The sequence below is a fragment of the Amycolatopsis stemonae genome, from assembly GCF_054781455.1.
On the sequence record NZ_BAAGUJ010000004.1, the window covers coordinates 397,202 to 413,268 of the forward strand.

13 protein-coding genes are annotated in these 16,067 nt (G+C 72.6%); 7 read left to right on the forward strand and 6 right to left on the reverse strand.

The window, feature by feature from the left end; genetic code table 11:
* The first annotated feature begins 2 nt into the window (after window positions 1-2).
* The 3 genes from ACYVLJ_RS17640 to ACYVLJ_RS17650 all read left to right on the forward strand — a co-directional run bounded on the left by ACYVLJ_RS17640 (window position 3) and on the right by ACYVLJ_RS17650 (window position 3,735).
* On the forward strand, window positions 3-1,424 hold the full coding sequence (locus ACYVLJ_RS17640; RefSeq protein WP_460439402.1) for an arabinose isomerase: 1,422 nt from the start codon (window positions 3-5) through the stop codon (window positions 1,422-1,424).
* Between the two features lie 5 nt (window positions 1,425-1,429).
* Window positions 1,430-2,815, forward strand: a complete 1,386-nt coding sequence (locus ACYVLJ_RS17645; RefSeq protein WP_460439616.1) for a rhamnulokinase — start codon at window positions 1,430-1,432, stop codon at window positions 2,813-2,815.
* Window positions 2,816-2,976: 161 nt separating this feature from the next.
* Window positions 2,977-3,735: an NPP1 family protein gene (locus tag ACYVLJ_RS17650; RefSeq protein WP_460439403.1), complete on the forward strand. Its 759-nt coding sequence runs from the start codon at window positions 2,977-2,979 to the stop codon at window positions 3,733-3,735.
* Between the two features lie 3 nt (window positions 3,736-3,738).
* Here the strand turns inward: ACYVLJ_RS17650 and ACYVLJ_RS17655 are convergent, their stop codons facing one another.
* From ACYVLJ_RS17655 to ACYVLJ_RS17670, 4 genes are all read right to left on the reverse strand, one after another.
* Window positions 3,739-4,335, reverse strand: coding sequence for a mycothiol-dependent nitroreductase Rv2466c family protein (locus ACYVLJ_RS17655; protein ID WP_460439404.1), 597 nt, complete (start codon window positions 4,333-4,335; stop codon window positions 3,739-3,741).
* Between the two features lie 67 nt (window positions 4,336-4,402).
* Window positions 4,403-5,011, reverse strand: coding sequence for a response regulator (locus ACYVLJ_RS17660; protein ID WP_451973088.1), 609 nt, complete (start codon window positions 5,009-5,011; stop codon window positions 4,403-4,405).
* Window positions 5,008-6,084 carry a sensor histidine kinase gene (locus tag ACYVLJ_RS17665; RefSeq protein ID WP_460439405.1) on the reverse strand — a complete coding sequence of 359 codons (1,077 nt, stop codon included), beginning with the start codon at window positions 6,082-6,084 and terminating at the stop codon, window positions 5,008-5,010. The genes ACYVLJ_RS17660 and ACYVLJ_RS17665 overlap by 4 nt, the downstream gene beginning before the upstream one ends.
* 10 nt (window positions 6,085-6,094) lie before the next feature.
* Entirely contained in the window at window positions 6,095-6,484 is a 390-nt protein-coding gene (locus ACYVLJ_RS17670; RefSeq protein WP_460439406.1) for a hypothetical protein, read from the reverse strand.
* A gap of 121 nt (window positions 6,485-6,605) precedes the next feature.
* On the opposite strand from ACYVLJ_RS17670, the gene ACYVLJ_RS17675 reads away from it, so the two are divergent.
* The 3 genes from ACYVLJ_RS17675 to ACYVLJ_RS17685 all read left to right on the forward strand — a co-directional run bounded on the left by ACYVLJ_RS17675 (window position 6,606) and on the right by ACYVLJ_RS17685 (window position 12,090).
* Entirely contained in the window at window positions 6,606-7,637 is a 1,032-nt protein-coding gene (locus ACYVLJ_RS17675) for a LacI family DNA-binding transcriptional regulator (protein ID WP_451973082.1), read from the forward strand.
* Between the two features lie 94 nt (window positions 7,638-7,731).
* On the forward strand, window positions 7,732-8,667 hold the full coding sequence (locus tag ACYVLJ_RS17680) for a hypothetical protein (protein ID WP_460439407.1): 936 nt from the start codon (window positions 7,732-7,734) through the stop codon (window positions 8,665-8,667).
* Between the two features lie 216 nt (window positions 8,668-8,883).
* Window positions 8,884-12,090 (forward strand): TIM-barrel domain-containing protein, encoded by a 3,207-nt coding sequence (locus ACYVLJ_RS17685; RefSeq protein ID WP_460439408.1) that lies wholly within the window; start codon window positions 8,884-8,886, stop codon window positions 12,088-12,090.
* Between the two features lie 131 nt (window positions 12,091-12,221).
* On the opposite strand, the gene ACYVLJ_RS17690 is transcribed toward ACYVLJ_RS17685, so the two are convergent.
* Window positions 12,222-12,743, reverse strand: a complete 522-nt coding sequence (locus ACYVLJ_RS17690; protein ID WP_460439409.1) for a DUF305 domain-containing protein — start codon at window positions 12,741-12,743, stop codon at window positions 12,222-12,224.
* Window positions 12,740-13,672 carry a DUF1996 domain-containing protein gene (locus ACYVLJ_RS17695; RefSeq protein WP_460439410.1) on the reverse strand — a complete coding sequence of 311 codons (933 nt, stop codon included), beginning with the start codon at window positions 13,670-13,672 and terminating at the stop codon, window positions 12,740-12,742. Before ACYVLJ_RS17695 ends, ACYVLJ_RS17690 begins: the two co-directional genes overlap by 4 nt.
* Before the next feature lie 213 nt (window positions 13,673-13,885).
* Between ACYVLJ_RS17695 and ACYVLJ_RS17700 the strand changes: the two genes are divergently transcribed.
* On the forward strand, window positions 13,886-16,018 hold the full coding sequence (locus ACYVLJ_RS17700) for a discoidin domain-containing protein (protein ID WP_460439411.1): 2,133 nt from the start codon (window positions 13,886-13,888) through the stop codon (window positions 16,016-16,018).
* Window positions 16,019-16,067 lie beyond the last annotated feature (49 nt).

Sequence of the window (16,067 nt, forward strand, 5' to 3'; positions counted from 1 at the left end):
CGATGACCCTGCACCGGATCACGCCGCGCCGCACCCGCGTCGGCCTCGTCGCGGGCGGCCTCGGCGCGTACTGGCCGCAGTTCCCCTCGCTGCTGCCGCACCTGGAGGCGTCCGCCCGGCGGGTCGCGTCCCGGCTGTCCGGACTGGACTGCGAAGTCGTCGACGTCGGCTTCGTTTCCGACGCGCGGGAAGGCGCGGCTGCGGCGGAGAAGCTGCGGGCCGCCGGGTGCGACCTGATCGTCGGGTTCCTGACGACGTACCTGACGTCCAGCATGCTCGCGCCGGTCGCCCAGCGCTCGGACGCGCCGGTGCTGCTGCTCAACCTGCAGCCCACCGAGTCGATGGACCACGAATCGTTCGACACCGGCGCGTGGCTGGCCTACTGCGGTGCCTGCCCGCTGCCGGAGATGGCCAACGCGTTCCGCCGCCTCGGCGTCGAGTTCCGCTCGGTGTCCGGGTACCTCGAGGACGAGCGGGCGTGGACGCGCATCGAGCGCTGGATCAAGGCGGCCGGCGTCCGGGCGGCGCTCCGGCACGGCCGCCACGGCCTGCTGGGGCACCTCTACCCGGGCATGATGGACGTCTCCACCGACCCGACGCTGGTGTCCGGCCAGCTCGGCGGGCACGTCGAAATCCTGGAGATCGACGACCTGCGGGTGCGCGTCGAGCAGGTCACCGACGCCGAGACCAAGGAACGGATGGACCTCGCCCGCGAAGTGTTCACTGTGGACGAGTCCGTAGTGGACGAAGACTTCGCCTGGGGTGCCACGGTTTCCGTCGCGCTCGACCGGCTCGTCGACGACTTCGCCCTCGACTCGCTGGCCTACTACCACCGCGGCCTCGACGGCGAGACGCACGAACGCGTCGGCGCCGGGTTCATCCTCGGCGCGTCCCTGCTCACCGCGCGCGGCATCCCGGCGGTCGGCGAGTACGAGCTGCGGACGTCCCTGGCCATGCTCGTCATGGACCGGCTCGGCGCGGGCGGCTCGTTCACCGAGCTGCAGGCGCTGAACTTCCACGACAACGTGGTCGAGATGGGCCACGACGGCCCGGCGCACCTCGGCATCAGCGCGCGCAAGCCGCTGCTGCGCGGCCTCGGCGTCTACCACGGCAAGCGCGGCTGGGGCGTCTCGGTCGAGTTCGACGTCAAGCACGGGCCGGTGACGCTCTGCGGGCTCGGCCAGCGCCGCGACGGCACGTTCACGCTCATCGCGTCCGAAGGCACCGTCGTGCCCGGCCCGCTGCTGCGGATCGGGAACACGACCTCGCGCGTCGACTTCGGCTGCGACCCCGGCGAGTGGACCGACGCCTGGTCGGCCAGCGGCATCGCGCACCACTGGGCCCTCGGCACCGGCCACCGCACGGGCGAGCTGACGGCCGTCGCGGACCTGCTCGGCTTGGAGCTGACCGTGGTGGACCCGTGAAGCGGGTGGCGGCCGTCGACCTGGGCGCGTCCAGCGGGCGGGTGATGGCCGGGACCGTCGGATCGTCGGTGCTGGACGTCGCGGAGGTACGGCGGTTCGCCAACGGCGGGGTCCAGGCGGGACCGGTGCTGTACTGGGACGTCCTGGGGCTCTACCGCGAGACGCTGGCCGGGATCAGGGAAGCCGGGGCCCTCGACGGCGTCGGCATCGACTCGTGGGCCGTCGACTACGGGCTGCTGGACGAGCGGGGCGCGCTGCTCGGCAACCCGGTGCACTACCGCGACCCGCGCACGCACGGGATCACCGTCCCGGTGCCCGACCGGGAGCTGTACGACGTCACGGGGCTGCAGCAGCTGCCGTTCAACACGCTGTACCAGCTGGTGTCCGAAGGCGACCGGCTCGAGGCCGCGGCGACGATGCTGATGATCCCGGACCTGCTGAACCACTGGCTCACGGGCTCGATCGGGGCCGAGCGCACGAACGCGTCGACGACCCAGCTCTACGACGTGCGAGCGCGGACTTGGGCCACTTCGCTCGCGTCGCGGGTCGGGATCCCGCCGCGTCTGCTGCCGCCGCTGCGGGACCCCGGCACGGTGGTGGGCACCGCGCCGGAGCTGTCCTGCCTGCCGGTGATCGCGGTCGGCTCGCACGACACGGCCTCGGCGGTGGTCGCGGTCCCGGCGTCCCCCGGGACGAACTTCGCGTACATCTCGGCGGGCACCTGGTCGCTGGCCGGGCTGGAGCTGCCGGCGCCGGAACTGGGTGACGCGGCCCTGGCCGGGAACTTCACCAACGAGGGCGGCGTCGACGGCACCATCCGGTTCCTGCGCAACGTGATGGGCCTGTGGGTGCTGTCGGAGACCCTGCGGACGTGGTCCACTTCGGACCTCGCCGGCGTGCTCGGCGCGGCGGCGTCCTCGCCGGCACTGGCGGCCGTGGTGGACATCGACGCGCCGGAGTTCCTGCCCCCGGGCGACATGCCGTCCCGGATCGCGGCGGCTTGCCGCGCCACCGGCCAGCGCGTCCCTTCGGGCCGGGCGGCCGTGGTCCGCTGCATCGTGGACAGCCTGGCGCTGGCCCACCGCCGGACGATCCGTGCGGCTTCGCGGGTGACGGGCCGCCCGGTCGACGTGGTCCACATCGTCGGCGGCGGCGCACGCAACGCGCTGCTCTGCCAGTCGACGGCGGACGCGTGCGGGGTACCGGTCCTGGCGGGCCCGGTCGAGGCGGCGGCACTGGGCAACGTGCTGGTCCAGGCCCGGGCGCTGGGGGAGGACCTGCCGGACCTGGCATCGATGCGCGCGCTGGTCCGGGAGACCCAGGAAGTCCGCCACTACGAGCCTTCCGGCCGTGGCGACTGGGACGCCGCCGAGGCCCGCCTGGCCCCCTGAGCGCCGGGGTGCCGTTCACCGGGCCGGAATGCGCGGAAGTCCTCTTCGGGCCGCGCCTTCCGGGCAAAGTCCGCGAAGCACCATTGCGGACCTCGGAGTCCGGCGCGAGCCTGGGCACGGCCGGTCGGAAACTTTCCGACCGGTGACGAGGGAGGACCGCGATGGCGCACCGAACCCGCATCCCGACCGCCGTGGCCGCCGCGTGCGCGCTGGCCCTGGCCTTCCCCGCGACCGCCTCCGCCGATCCGCCCGGTGCCCTGCCCGGCAACGCCCCCGGCTTCGAGAAGACCTTCCAGCCCGCCTTCGACTACGACAAGGACGGCTGCTACCCGACCCCGGCCATCGGCCCGGACGGCGCCATCGCCCCCGGTCTGTCCCTCGGCGGCGACACCAACGGCCACTGCCGCGACTCCTGGGACCTCGGCAACACCAACTCCTACTCGCGCGAGAAGTGCAACAACGGTTGGTGCGCGATCATGTACACGCTCTACTTCGAGAAGGACCAGGCCTCTCTCGGCCCGGGCAGCGCCGGGCACCGCCACGACTGGGAGCACGTCGTCGTCTGGGTGAAGGACAACCAGGTCGAGTACGTGGCGACGTCGCAGCACGGCGGCTTCGCCGTGCACGACCGCGCGAGCATGTTCTTCGAAGGCACCCACCCGAAGGTCGTCTACCACAAGGACGGCGGCTCGACGCACTGCTTCCGCGCCGCCAACGGCCACGACGACCCGCCCGAGAACCACCGGGGCACCTGGCAGTACCCGGCGCTCGTCGGCTGGGACGGCTACCCGGCCGGCCTCCGCGACAAGCTCGTCGCCGCCGACTTCGGCAGCGCCACCTTCGGCATCAAGGACGGCCAGTTCACCGGGAACCTGGCCAAGGCGAAGCCGGGCGGGATCCCGTTCGACGTCAACGCGTGACGCTCAGCTCGTGACCGGCCCGGTCCGGGCCCGCTTCAACTCGAAGAACCCGGGAGTGCCGGTCACGAGCAGCACGCCGTCCCACAGCCGGCCGGCCTCCTCGCCGCGCGGGGCCGGGCTGACGACCGGGCCGAAGAACGCGGTGCCGTCGACGTGGATCGCGGGCACGCCCAGGTCTTCGCCGATCGGGTCGAGTGCGGCGCGGTTGCCCTTCAGCAGGTCCGCGTCGAGTTCGTCCGACTCGGCGGCGTCCGCGAGGGAGGCGGGCAGGCCGGCCTCGGCGAGCGCGGCCAGCAGCGTCGCGCGGCCGACCGGCGCCTTGTCCCGGTGGATGCGCGTGCCGAGCGCCGTGTAGAGGTCGCGCAGCACCTCGGTTCCGTGCGCCCGCTCGGCGGCCAGCGCCACCCGCGCGGGGCCCCAGCGCTCGTCGAGCCAGGCCCGGTACCAGGCGTCGACTTCGCGGCCTTCGTTGTGCAGAGCCAGGCTGAACACGTGGAACTGCGTCCGGACGTCGCGGACCCGCTCCACTTCCAGGAGCCAGCGCGAAGCGATCCACGCCCACGGGCAAACGGGGTCGAACCAGAGGTCAACGGTTTTCACCCGGGTCACGCTAGGCCGCGGATCGGCCCGGCAGAAGAGCCAATTCCGCCGTGCCGGACCGGGCCAATCAGAGCCAGCCGCGCTCGTCCGCAATGCGCACCGCCTCGACGCGGTTGCGCGCGCCGGTCTTGGTGATCGCCGCGGAGACGTAGTTCCGGACCGTGCCCTCGGACAGGTAGAGCCGGGACGCGATCTCCGCGACCGTCGCGCCGGTGCGGGCCGTGATGAGCACGTCCCGCTCCCGCGCGGTCAGCGGTGACTCGCCCGCGGCCAGGGTCGCGACGGCCAGTGCCGGATCCACCACCCGCTCGCCGGCGAAGACGCGGCGGATCGCGTCGGCGAGCGCGTCGGCGGGAGCGTCCTTCACCACGAACCCGGCCGCGCCCGCGTCCATCGCGCGGCGCAGGTAGCCGGCCCGCCCGAACGTCGTGAGCATGACGACCCGGCAGTCCGGCAGCTGCGTCGCGAGCACCGCGGCGGCCGCGAGCCCGTCCAGGCCCGGCATCTCGATGTCCAGCAACGCGACGTCGGGCCGGTGTTCGCGGGCGGCGCCGACGACCTCGTCGCCGCGGCCGACCGACGCGACCACCTCGAAGTCGTCCTCGAGCGCGAGCAACGCGCACAGCGCCTGGCGGACCAGCTCCTGGTCGTCGGCGAGCAGCAGGCGGATCGTCATACCGTCACCCGCAGCCGCCAGCCGCGCGGGCGCACCGGCCCGGCGCGGAACTGCCCGCCGGCCGCCTTGACGCGCTCTCGCAGCCCCGCCAGCCCGGACCCCTCTTCGGGCGAGCCGCCCACGCCGTCATCGACAACCTCCACAGTGGACGCGGAAACCGTGACCGCGCAGTGCGTCGCCCGCGCGTGCCGGGCGACGTTGGTCAGGCCTTCCCGCACGACCCAGCCGAAGAGCTCCTGGTGGTCCGGGCCCACGACGTCGGTCGCGGTCGGCAGGTCGGCGGCGACCCCGCACGCGCGCAGCAGCTCGCGGCCGCGGGCGAGCTCGCCGGCGAGCGTCACCTCCCGGTAGCCCGACACCGCGGCACGGACGTCGGTGAGCGCCTGGCGCGCGAGGGTTTCGACCTCGGTCATCTCCTCGCCCGCCCGGACGCTGTCGGCGGCCACCAGCCGCTTCGCCAGCGTGCTCTTGACCGTGATCGCGGTGAGGGAGTGGCCGAGCAGGTCGTGCAGGTCGCGGGCGATCCGGGTGCGCTCGGCTTCGGACGCCAGCCGCGCCACCTCGGCGCGGGCCTCGACGAGCGCCTGGTTGGCCCGGACCGCCTCGGCGAACGCGTAGACGACCAGCACGGTGAACACCAGCGCGACGGCCTGCGTCCAGCCCACGTCGTCCCACACCACCCCGGGCAGCACGAGCGCCGTGAGCGCGGCGAAGGCGGTCAACGCGAGGCCGTGGCGGGGGAGCCGCGGCACCGCCAGCGAGACCGCGACCGTGGCGAGGAAGAACGCGTCGGCGTGGGCGAAGGGCAGCGCGGCGGCGAACAGGACGGTCAGCACCCCCAGGAGTGCCCAGAACCGGCGCGCCGCCCGGTGCGCCGCCGCCCGGGTCGCGGCGAGGTAGCAGCCGACGAACACCGCGACGATCGCGCAGCCCGCCACGGCGGCCGGCCCGGCCGAGTACTTCAGCACGCCGGGGACGGTCACCGCCGGGTAGACGAGCATGCCCGCGTCGAGCAGCATCAGCCGCCAGCCGCGGACCCACCGCTGCACGTCCGCCGGCGTCGTCGTGTCCATGGGCGGGACGCTACCGGGCCCGCAGCCGCTTGCTGTTGACCAGCACGGTGACACTGAGCAGGAGCAGCCCGCAGACGGCCTGCTCGGCGCGCAGCCACACCGGGAACAGCCCGGGCAGGACGACGATGACGGCGATCGCCACGAGCATCACGGCGGAGACGATCCGCAGCCGCAGCAGGCCCTTGCGCGACCCGCGGGCCGCGCTGCGGGCGAAGGCGAACGTCAGCAGCGAGCTGGCGACGACGATCGTGGCGCGCACCCAGACCGCGTCGGTCACCATGGCGTGGTTGTTCCGGAACAGGACGATCGCGACGAGGGTCAGCACGGAAAGCGCGGCGTAACCGCCGGTCAGCAGCAGCACGGGCCGGAAGCCGGCGGGTTCGGTTCGGGTCGTTGTCATGCCGGAAATGCTCGTCGCGAGGGGGCTTCCGGCGGCAGTGCCGTCGCTCAGCGGCCATCCATGACATTTGTCATCGGCGCGGTGCTGGGAGAGCGCTCTCACAGCGTGCTACAAAGGACGGGTGACGACGCAGCCGCCGACCCTGGAGGACGTCGCGCGGGTCGCCGGCGTCTCCCGGGCCACCGTGTCCCGCGTGGTCAACAGCGTGCGCAACGTCGACCCGAAGCTCCGGGAGACCGTCGAGCGCGCGATCGCGGCCACCGGGTACGTCCCGAACCGCGCGGCCCGCTCGCTGGTCACCCGCCGCACGGGCGCGGTGGCACTGGTGGTGTCGGAGCCCGAGCGGCACGTCGAAGCGTTCACCGGCGGCGTGTTCGGCGACCCGTTCTTCGGCCGGGTGGTCGAGGGCGTCGTCGCGCACCTGCGCCCGCGGGGGCTGCACCCGCTGCTGATGCTCGTCGACAGCGACGAGGAACGCGCGAAGCTCGTGCCGAAGCTGCGGCAGGAGCAGGTGAGCGGGGTGCTGCTGATCTCGCTGCACCCGGCCGAAGACCCGTTGCCGCGCACGCTGACCGACGCGGGCGTCCCGACGGCCTTGTTCGCGCGCCCGGGCCGCCCGGCCCCGGTCTGCTACGTCGACGTCGCCCACCAGGACGGCGCCCGGCTGGCGGCCGACCGGCTCGTCTCGCGCGGCTGCCGGCGGGTCGCGACGATCGCGGGCCCGGCGGGCACCCCCGCGGGCCAGGACCGGCTGGCGGGCTTCCGCGACGCGATGGCCCGCCACGGCCACGCGTACGTGGCGGTCGCCGAGGGCGACTTCACCGAGCACGGCGGCGAACGCGCGATGGACCGCCTCCTGGCCGAAGAACCCGCGTTGGACGGCCTGTTCGTGGCCAACGACCTGATGGCGTACGGCGCGCTGACCGTGCTGCGGGAAGCGGGCCGGCGCGTCCCGGACGACGTCGCCGTGGTCGGCTTCGACGACAGCCGGGTGGCGCTGAGCTGCCGGCCTCGGCTCACGACGATCCGCCAGCCGGTCGAGGAGATGGGCGCGGCGATGGCCCGGATGGTCCTCGACCGCATGGCCGACCCGTCGCTGCGCGCGGAGTCGGTGATCTTCGACCCGGAGCTGGTGGTCCGCGACTCGGCCTGAGCGGGTTGTGCGCCGGGATCGAATTCCCGGCGCTCCCGCAGGGGATTGTGCTTAGCTTGAGCGGACAGCTTGCTGCACTCTTGGGGGGATTCGCATGAGAGTTCGTCAGAGATTCACCGTGCTCGTGGTCACCGGGGTGCTGGCGTCGATCGCCGTGCCGGCCCAGGCGAGTGCCGCCACCGCGATCGCCGAGCCGACCGTGACTTCGGCCGAGTACCCCGACGACGGGGCCTGGCACCCCGGGGCCGGCATCCCGGGTTCGTTCACCTTCGACGCCCACGGCGACGACGCGGTCGTCGGGTTCTCCTACGGCACCACCGATCCGGCGGGCACCTTCGTGGCGGCGGACCACCCCGGCGGGTCGGCGACGGTTTCCTACACCCCGCAGGCTTCCGGCCCCAACGATCTCTACGTGGCGAGCGTCGACGGCGCGGGCAACCGGTCGCCTCAGCACGTCCACCACTTCTACGTGCAGTCGACCGAGCCCCGGGTCACCGCGCCCCGGGAGACCGGCGTCGGAGTCCCGGCCGAGGTCCGCTTCTCGCCCGGGATACCCGATGTCGTCTCCTACACCTACCTGGTCGACAACGGGCCCGGGACCACCGTCGCGGCCTCGGCCGACGGAACCGCGTCCGCGGACATCGTCACTGCGAACCTGGGTTCCCACACGCTCAAGGTGTGGAGCACGACCGGCGCGGGGCTGACGTCCGGCATCGCGAGCACGACCTACACGGCCAGTGACGCGCCACTGGTGGCGAGCACCGACTACCCGGACTCCGTGAGCAGCGGAGGCCCCGGCGTCGCCGGCGTCTTCAGCTTGACCCCGCGCACGCCGGGTGTGGTCGAGTACGTCTACTACCTCTACTGGGACTGGGACAACCCGACCGTCGTCCCGGCCGGCGCCGACGGCCGGGCGAGCTTCACCTTCACCCCCGGCGCGTCGGGGTTCTACCCCATCGAGGTCTACAGCCGGACCGCCGACGGCACGCAGTCGAACCTCGGCCGCGACTACTACATCGCGGTGAAGTAGGGGCCGGGCTCCACCCTGATCCGGCCGAGGACGCCTTCAGCGCATCGAACGCGCTGAAGGCGTCCTTGTGCGTGGCCTGCCGGGCAAAGAGCCCGGCCTGTCCGGACAGTTCCGCTCACTGGTCTGGACATCGGCCCGTCGCCTGTGCTCAGATCGGAACCGGCTTTTCCAACGTTGTAAAACTGCCGGGTCCCCTGACCGGAACGGAGTTCCGCCGTGCGGACGAGAACAGCGAAATCCCTCCACCTGGTGAGCGTCCTGGCCGTCGCCGCCGCCGTCGTGAGTGCCGCCCCGGCCGCCGCCGGGCCCGCGCGCGCGGCCGTCACGGCCGGGAACGCGCGTTTCCAAGTCCTGTCCCCGACGTTGATCCGCACCGAGTACGCCGGTGACGGCCACTTCACCGACGCCGCCACCTTCAACGCCATCGGCCGCGGCTCGTTCACGCCTCCGCCGTTCACGTCCACGACGGCGAACGGCGTGCTGACCATCCGCACCAGCGCGACCACCCTGACCTACAAGCTGGACTCCGGCCCGTTCGACGCCGGGAACCTCCAGATCCGCGCGAACGCCGGCGCGACCCCGGTGACCGCCGCGCCGTGGCACCACCTGACCTGCGCGGTCGGCTCGCTGTGCGAGGCCGAGGACCTGACCGCCGACGGGCTGGGCATCGCCACGGACCACACCGGCTACACCGGCGAGGGCTTCCTCGCGGGCTTCGAGAGCACCGGCACCTCGGCCACCGCCGACGTCAGCGCCGCCACCGCCGGCACCTACGCCGTGACCGTCCGGTTCGCCAACGGCCAGGGCGGCGACGGCCAGCACGTCACCCGCACCCTGAGCGTGTCGGTCGACGGCGGCACCGCGCAGAAGCTGACCCTGCCCGCCACGGCCGACTGGAACAGCTGGGCCGTCGCCTCGGTCCCGGTCACCCTCGGCGCCGGCCGCCACAGCGTCCGCCTCGAGCGGACCGCGAGCGACTCCGGCAACGTCAACATCGACGCGCTCGCGGTCCTCGCCGCCGGCGCGCCGTTCCCGCCCGCGTCGGCCCGCGCGTTCACCGGCTGCGCCCTGGATGTCAGCTGCGAGGCGGAAGCCGGGCTCCGCGCGGGGACCGCGATCGTGGCGACCGACCACACCGGGTACGCCGGCCGCGGGTTCGTCGCCGAGCTCAACCGCGGCTCGTCGCTGACCCACCGCGTCGTCGAGGTCCCGGCCGCCGGCACCTACCAGCTGGACGTCCGGTACGCGAACGGCACCGGCGGCGACGGCCTGCACCAGACCCGGACCGCGACGGCCGCCGCCAACGGCGTCACCCGCACCCTGAGCCTGCCGGCCACCGCCGACTGGAACACGTGGGGTGCCGCGTCGGTCCCGGTCGACCTCAAGGCGGGCACGAACGACGTCGTCCTCGGCTGCCCCGACGACACCAGCTGCCACGTCAACCTCGACACCGTCGCGGTCACCAGGACCGGTGCCGCGGCGCCGCAGCCGCACCTGACGCTCGGCGGGTACCGCCGCGGCCTCGACGGGGTCAATGGCGACAACGGGACGCCGTCGCTCACCGAAGGGCTCCTGCACCAGGACGGCTGGTACCTGCTCGACGACAGCCCGTCCGCGCTGTACGACACGCGGACCGAAGCCGTCACGCAGCGGCCGTCGCACGGCGGGAACCCGTACCAGGACGGCTACGTCTTCACCTTCGGCCACGACTACAAGGCCGGCCTGCGCGACCTCGCGACCCTGACCGGGCCGTCGGAGCTGCTGCCGCGCTGGGCCTACGGCGTCTGGTACTCCGAGTACATCGACCGCACCGCGGCCGACTACCGCGACAAGATCCTGCCGCGCTTCCGCAGCGAAGGCGTGCCCCTGGACGTCCTCGTGACCGACACCGACTTCAAGGCGCCGGACACCTGGAACGGCTGGCAGTTCGACACGGCCAAGTTCCCCGACCCGGCCGCGTTCTTCGCCTGGTCGCACTCCCAGGGGCTGCACAACACCCTGAACATCCACCCGAGCATCATGGGTTCGGACCCGCAGTTCGCCCGCGCGCAGGCGACGGCGAAGGGCAAGCTGGCGAAGTCGAACTGCGGCACCGACTGCTACGTCTTCGACTGGGGCGACCCCGACCAGCTCAAGGCGTACCTCGACCTGCACGGCCAGATGACCGGCCAGGGCAACGACTTCTGGTGGCTCGACTGGTGCTGCGACGGCTCGAAGTCCAGCCTGCAGGGCGTCACGCCGGACTCGTTCATCAACCAGAAGTACGCCGACCTGTCCGCGCCGGCGATCGAGCGGGGCTTCGTGACGTCGCGGGCGTACGGCTCGCTGCAGGCGGGCGGCTACGGCGGCCCGGTGGGCCTGTCGACGGGACCGTGGGCGGACAAGCGCAGCACCGTCCACTTCACCGGCGACACGTCGTCGACGTGGGGCACGCTGCGGATGGAGGTCGGCATCACCCCGGCCGAGTCGGCCGCGACCGGCCTGTCGGCGATCAGCCACGACATCGGCGGCCACAACGACACGACCGGCCTGCGCGGCAGCGAGACCTACACCTCGGGCGGGCAGCAGCACCAGACGGCCAAGCTGCCCGACGACATGTACGCGCGCTGGGTGCAGCTCGGCACGTTCCAGCCGATCGACCGGCTGCACAGCAACCACAGCGACCGGCTGCCCTGGCAGTACGGCGACGCGGCGAAGGCGTCGGCGACGAAGTTCCTCAACCTGCGCGAGAACCTCGTCCCCTACACCTACACGCTGGCCCAGCAGGCGGCGACGACCGGTGTCCCGGTGGTCCGGCCGACCTACGTCGAGTACCCGGACGACCCGGCGGCCTACGCGGCGGCGTCGAGCGAGTACTTCTACGGGCCGGACATGCTGGTGGCGCCGGTGACGTCCCCCGGGACGTCGGCGACGACGCCGGTCTGGTTCCCGCCGGGCCAGTGGACGGACTACTTCTCCGGCAAGACCTACACCGGCGGGTCCACCCAGCAGGTGACGTCGGACCTCGGCACCATGCCGGTGTTCGTGCGCGCGGGCGGCATCACCGTGACCCGGACGGCGGACGTCGCGAACGACGTCCAGAACCCGCTCGACCGGGCGACGGTGACGGTCGCGCCGGGTGCGCCGGGGTCGTTCTCGCTGTACGAGGACGACGGCTCGTCGTCGAAGCACAGCTCGACGACCCGGATCACCTACACCGAGCGGCGCGGAGCGCACACGGTGACGGTGTCTCCGTGCGAGGGCCGGTCCCAGGTCGCGTCGCGGGAGTGGACGGTGAAGTTCCTCGGCGTGACGTCGGAGCCCGCCCAGGTCCGGGTCGGGGACGGCTGGGCACCGTCGTCGGCGTGGCGGTGGGACGCGGCGACGAACACGCTGACGGTGACGGCGCACGCCGGGCGGGGCCCGGTGACCGTCACGTACTGAGCTACCGGCGGGCGGAGCCGGTAATGGCCGTCGAGGCCACCACGTGGGGTGGTGGCCTCGACGGCGCCGGCCCGGCCACCCTGTGGGGTCGGTGGCCTCCACGGCCCCGGGCGGGGCCGTCGTCTTCGTGCTCAACCCGCTTTCGCGAGCACCTGCTCCTGCCGGATACCTTCGGCGCCGACGTCACCGGCGAGCCGCTTCGTCTCGGCGTCCGCGCCCGAGGTCTGCTCGCCCTTCGCGAGCACGACCAGCTGCGCCGCGTGCGCCCGCAACAGCGCGACCAGCCGCTGGTCGAACTCCGGGCCGGAGCCGGTCCGCAGCGCCACGAGATCGGCCGAGGTGACCATCCCGGGCATGTGGTGTCCACTGTGGACGTCAGCGGCCGGGAGCCCGGCCCGGTCGCGCGCCGCCTTCAACCGGGCCAGCAGCCGTTCGGACGGCGCCGCGACCGAGCCGGCGGCCGTGCGGATCGTGGCGCTGGCGGCGTGCTCCGGCGCCAGGCGGGCCGCCGAGACCGCGTTCTCCGTCATCGGCACGACCAGCTGCAGCCACGCCACGTCCGTCGGGTTGAACGGCGACGCCGGAGGGGGGACGGCGGTGGCGCACCCGCCCGTGGTCAGCGCCACCACCGCCCCCAGGAGCAGCCGCCTCACGGACGGCCGGGCAGCCGGTAGTTCGGCCCGAGCACGGTGCCGCGGTCCGGCTTGTAGAGGTCGAACCCGCGCGGGTCGCACTGCAGGCCGCCGTTGATGCAGTGCGTCACCAGCGCCGCCAGCGTCTCGGGGTCCCACGCGTTGAAGAAGTCGTAGTGCCACGAGTACCCGCGTCCGCTGGCCAGGTGGACACCGGACATGTCGCCGCTGACCGGGAACGCCATCTTGAACTCGAGCATCGGCACCGCCACCGGGTGGTCGGCCGGGCACGTCAGCGTGGCCCGGTCCGGGTACGCCATGTGGCTCTTGTGATCGGCCGAGTCGAGGTGGACGCCGTCCCAGCAGCTCGGGGCCTGGTAGCGGATGTTGAGCTGGCTGCCGTCGACGCAGTGCACGGGGATGTCCCAGTTGTGGAAGCTGTCCCCGCACTCCCAGCCCTCGATGGCGCCGGGCGCGTGCTGGAACTCGTCCTGGGTCGCCGTGACGCTGCCGGCGACGTAGCGCAGGCCGGGCGGGAACGGCACGACCTTCGTGTAGTCGAGGATGCCGGCCTTGTAGTAGACGACCTGGGCGAAGTTCGGCAGCACGACCTGGTTCCCGTTGTAGACCGTCGGGAACCAGTACGCGGACAGGTCGTCCGGCGCCAGGCAGGTCGTGGCGCCGACGCCCGCGCCCTGCAGCGACTGCAGGGTGGTCGCCGCGTTGGTGGTCTTGTTGCCGAGGAACGTGTGGTCGTGCGACGCGCCGGGCAACCCGGGGAAGACGATCGGGTCGTCCGGCTGGTGGTGGCTGGGGGAGCAGTTGACCTGGAATTCGTGGTGGGTCACCAGGTTGTCCGCGCCGGCGGGCGACGAGGTGGCCGCGGTCAGGAAGGCGCCTGCCAGCACGGTGGCGGCGGTGCAGGCGAGGAGCGCGAGTTTCGGTGCCAAGGGTCCTCCACGGTGAGGGGCCAAGGGTGGGAGAGCGCTCTCCCACAGCATGCGCACCGAGCCGTCACCGTGTCAAGGAGTACCCGGATCGACCGCCGGACAGGCATTGTCGAGTTGCGGCCCGAATCTTGACAACGCGGGGCGCCGTGCCGAACCATCGGTCACGCCGGAGAGCGCTCTCCAATCTCCGTCCCCTTTCGTACGGGAGTCAACGTGGACCGACCGTCGCTCCTCCGTGCCGTCCCGGCGCTGGTGGCCCTGCTCGTGCTGGGCCTGTTCGCCGGCCCGTCCCCGGCGCACGCCGCGACCGTGCTTTCCCAAGGCAGACCGGCGACCGCGTCGAGCACCGAAGGCGCGGGCACTCCGGCGTCCGCCGCCGTCGACGGCGACCCCGGCACCCGCTGGGCGAGTGCCTGGAGCGACCCGCAGTGGCTGCAGGTCGACCTCGGCGCGTCCGCCGACATCAGCCAGGTCACCCTGAACTGGGAAGCCGCATACGCGACCGCCTACGAAATCCAGGTCTCGGACAACGCGACGTCGTGGCAGACCGTGTACAGCACCACGACGGCGACCGGCGGCACGCAGACCCTCGCCGTCACCGGCCACGGCCGGTACGTGCGCCTCTACGGCACCCACCGCGTCGGCGGCTACGGCTACTCGCTCTGGGAGTTCCAGGTCAGCGGCACCCCTGGCACGTCGACGCCGGGCGGACCCGGCGTCACAAAGGTGACCGGCAGCCAGGGCAACTGGCAGCTGTCGGTCGACGGCGCCCCGTGGACCGTCAAGGGCCTCACCTGGGGCCCGCCGGTCAGCGAGGCGGGGACGCGGATGCCGGAGCTGCACTCGATCGGCGTCAACACCGTCCGCACCTGGGGCACCGACGGCACCAGCCAGCCGCTGTTCGACGCCGCCGCGGCCAACGGGATCAAGGTCGTCGCGGGCTTCTGGCTGCAGCCCGGCGGCGGGCCGGGCAGCGGTGGCTGCGTGGACTACACCACCGACACGAACTACAAGACCACGATGCTCGGCGAGATCCAGAAGTGGGTGACTGCTTATAAGGCGAACCCGGGCGTGCTCATGTGGAACGTCGGCAACGAGTCGATCCTCGGCATGCAGAACTGCTACTCCGGCACGCAGCTCGAGCAGGAGCGGATCGCCTACACACGCTTCGTCGAGCAGGCCGCGCAGGCGATCCACGCCATCGACGCGAACCACCCGGTCACCTCGACCGACGCGTGGACCGGCGCGTGGCCGTACTACAAGGCGTACGCGCCGAGCCTCGACCTGTACTCCGTCAACTCCTACGCCCAGGTCTGCCAGGTGAAGCAGGACTGGCTGAACGGCGGCTACACAAAGCCCTACATCATCACCGAAACCGGCCCGGCCGGCGAGTGGGAGGTCCCGAACGACGTCAACGGCGTCCCGGCGGAGCCGACCGACCAGCAGAAGCGCGACGGGTACGGCACCGCGTGGAACTGCGTGCTGGCCCACCCGGGCGTGGCCCTCGGCGCGACGCTGTTCCACTACGGCACCGAAGGCGACTTCGGCGGCGTCTGGTTCAACATCACCACGGGCAACGAGAAACGGCTGTCCTGGTACGCCGTCCGCAAGCTCTACAGTGGACAGACGGGCGGCAACACGCCGCCGGTGATCTCGTCGATGAACCTCAGCCGCGTCACCGACGTCCCGGCCGGTTCGACGTTCACGCTGACGGCCGGGGTGTCCGATCCGGACGGTGACCCGATCACGTACACCATGGGCTACAACAGCAAGTACATCAACAACGCCGCCGGGCTGATCCCGGCCCGGTTCACCGGCACCGGCCCGTTCACCGTGACCGCGCCGCAGCAGCTGGGCGTCTGGAAGCTCTACCTCTACGCCCGGGACGGCCACGGCAACGTCGGCATCGAGACGCGTTCGCTGCGCGTGGTCGCCCCGCCGGTGCCGGGCACGAACCTGGCCCGCGGCGCGGCGACGACGGCGTCGACCTACCAGGCCGACGGCCCGGGCGCGCCGTACCCGCCGCAGGCCGCGACGGACGGCGACACCGCGACGCGCTGGGCGAGTGCCTGGGCCGACCCGCAGTGGCTGCAGGTCGACCTGGGCAGCCGGCAGTCGTTCGACCACGTCCAGCTGGTCTGGGAGGCCGCGTTCGGGAAGGCCTACGAGATCCAGGTGAGCGACGACGCGGCGAACTGGCGCTCGGTGTACTCGACGACCTCCGGCGACGGCGGCGCCGACGACCTGGCGATCTCGGCCACGGCTCGGTACGTGCGGATGTACGCGACGCAGCGCGGCACCGGGTACGGGTACTCGCTGTACGAGTTCGGCGTCTACCGCAGCTGATCAGCCCGGCGACGCGCTGGAAACCAGGATCCTGGCTGGCCATGCGTCG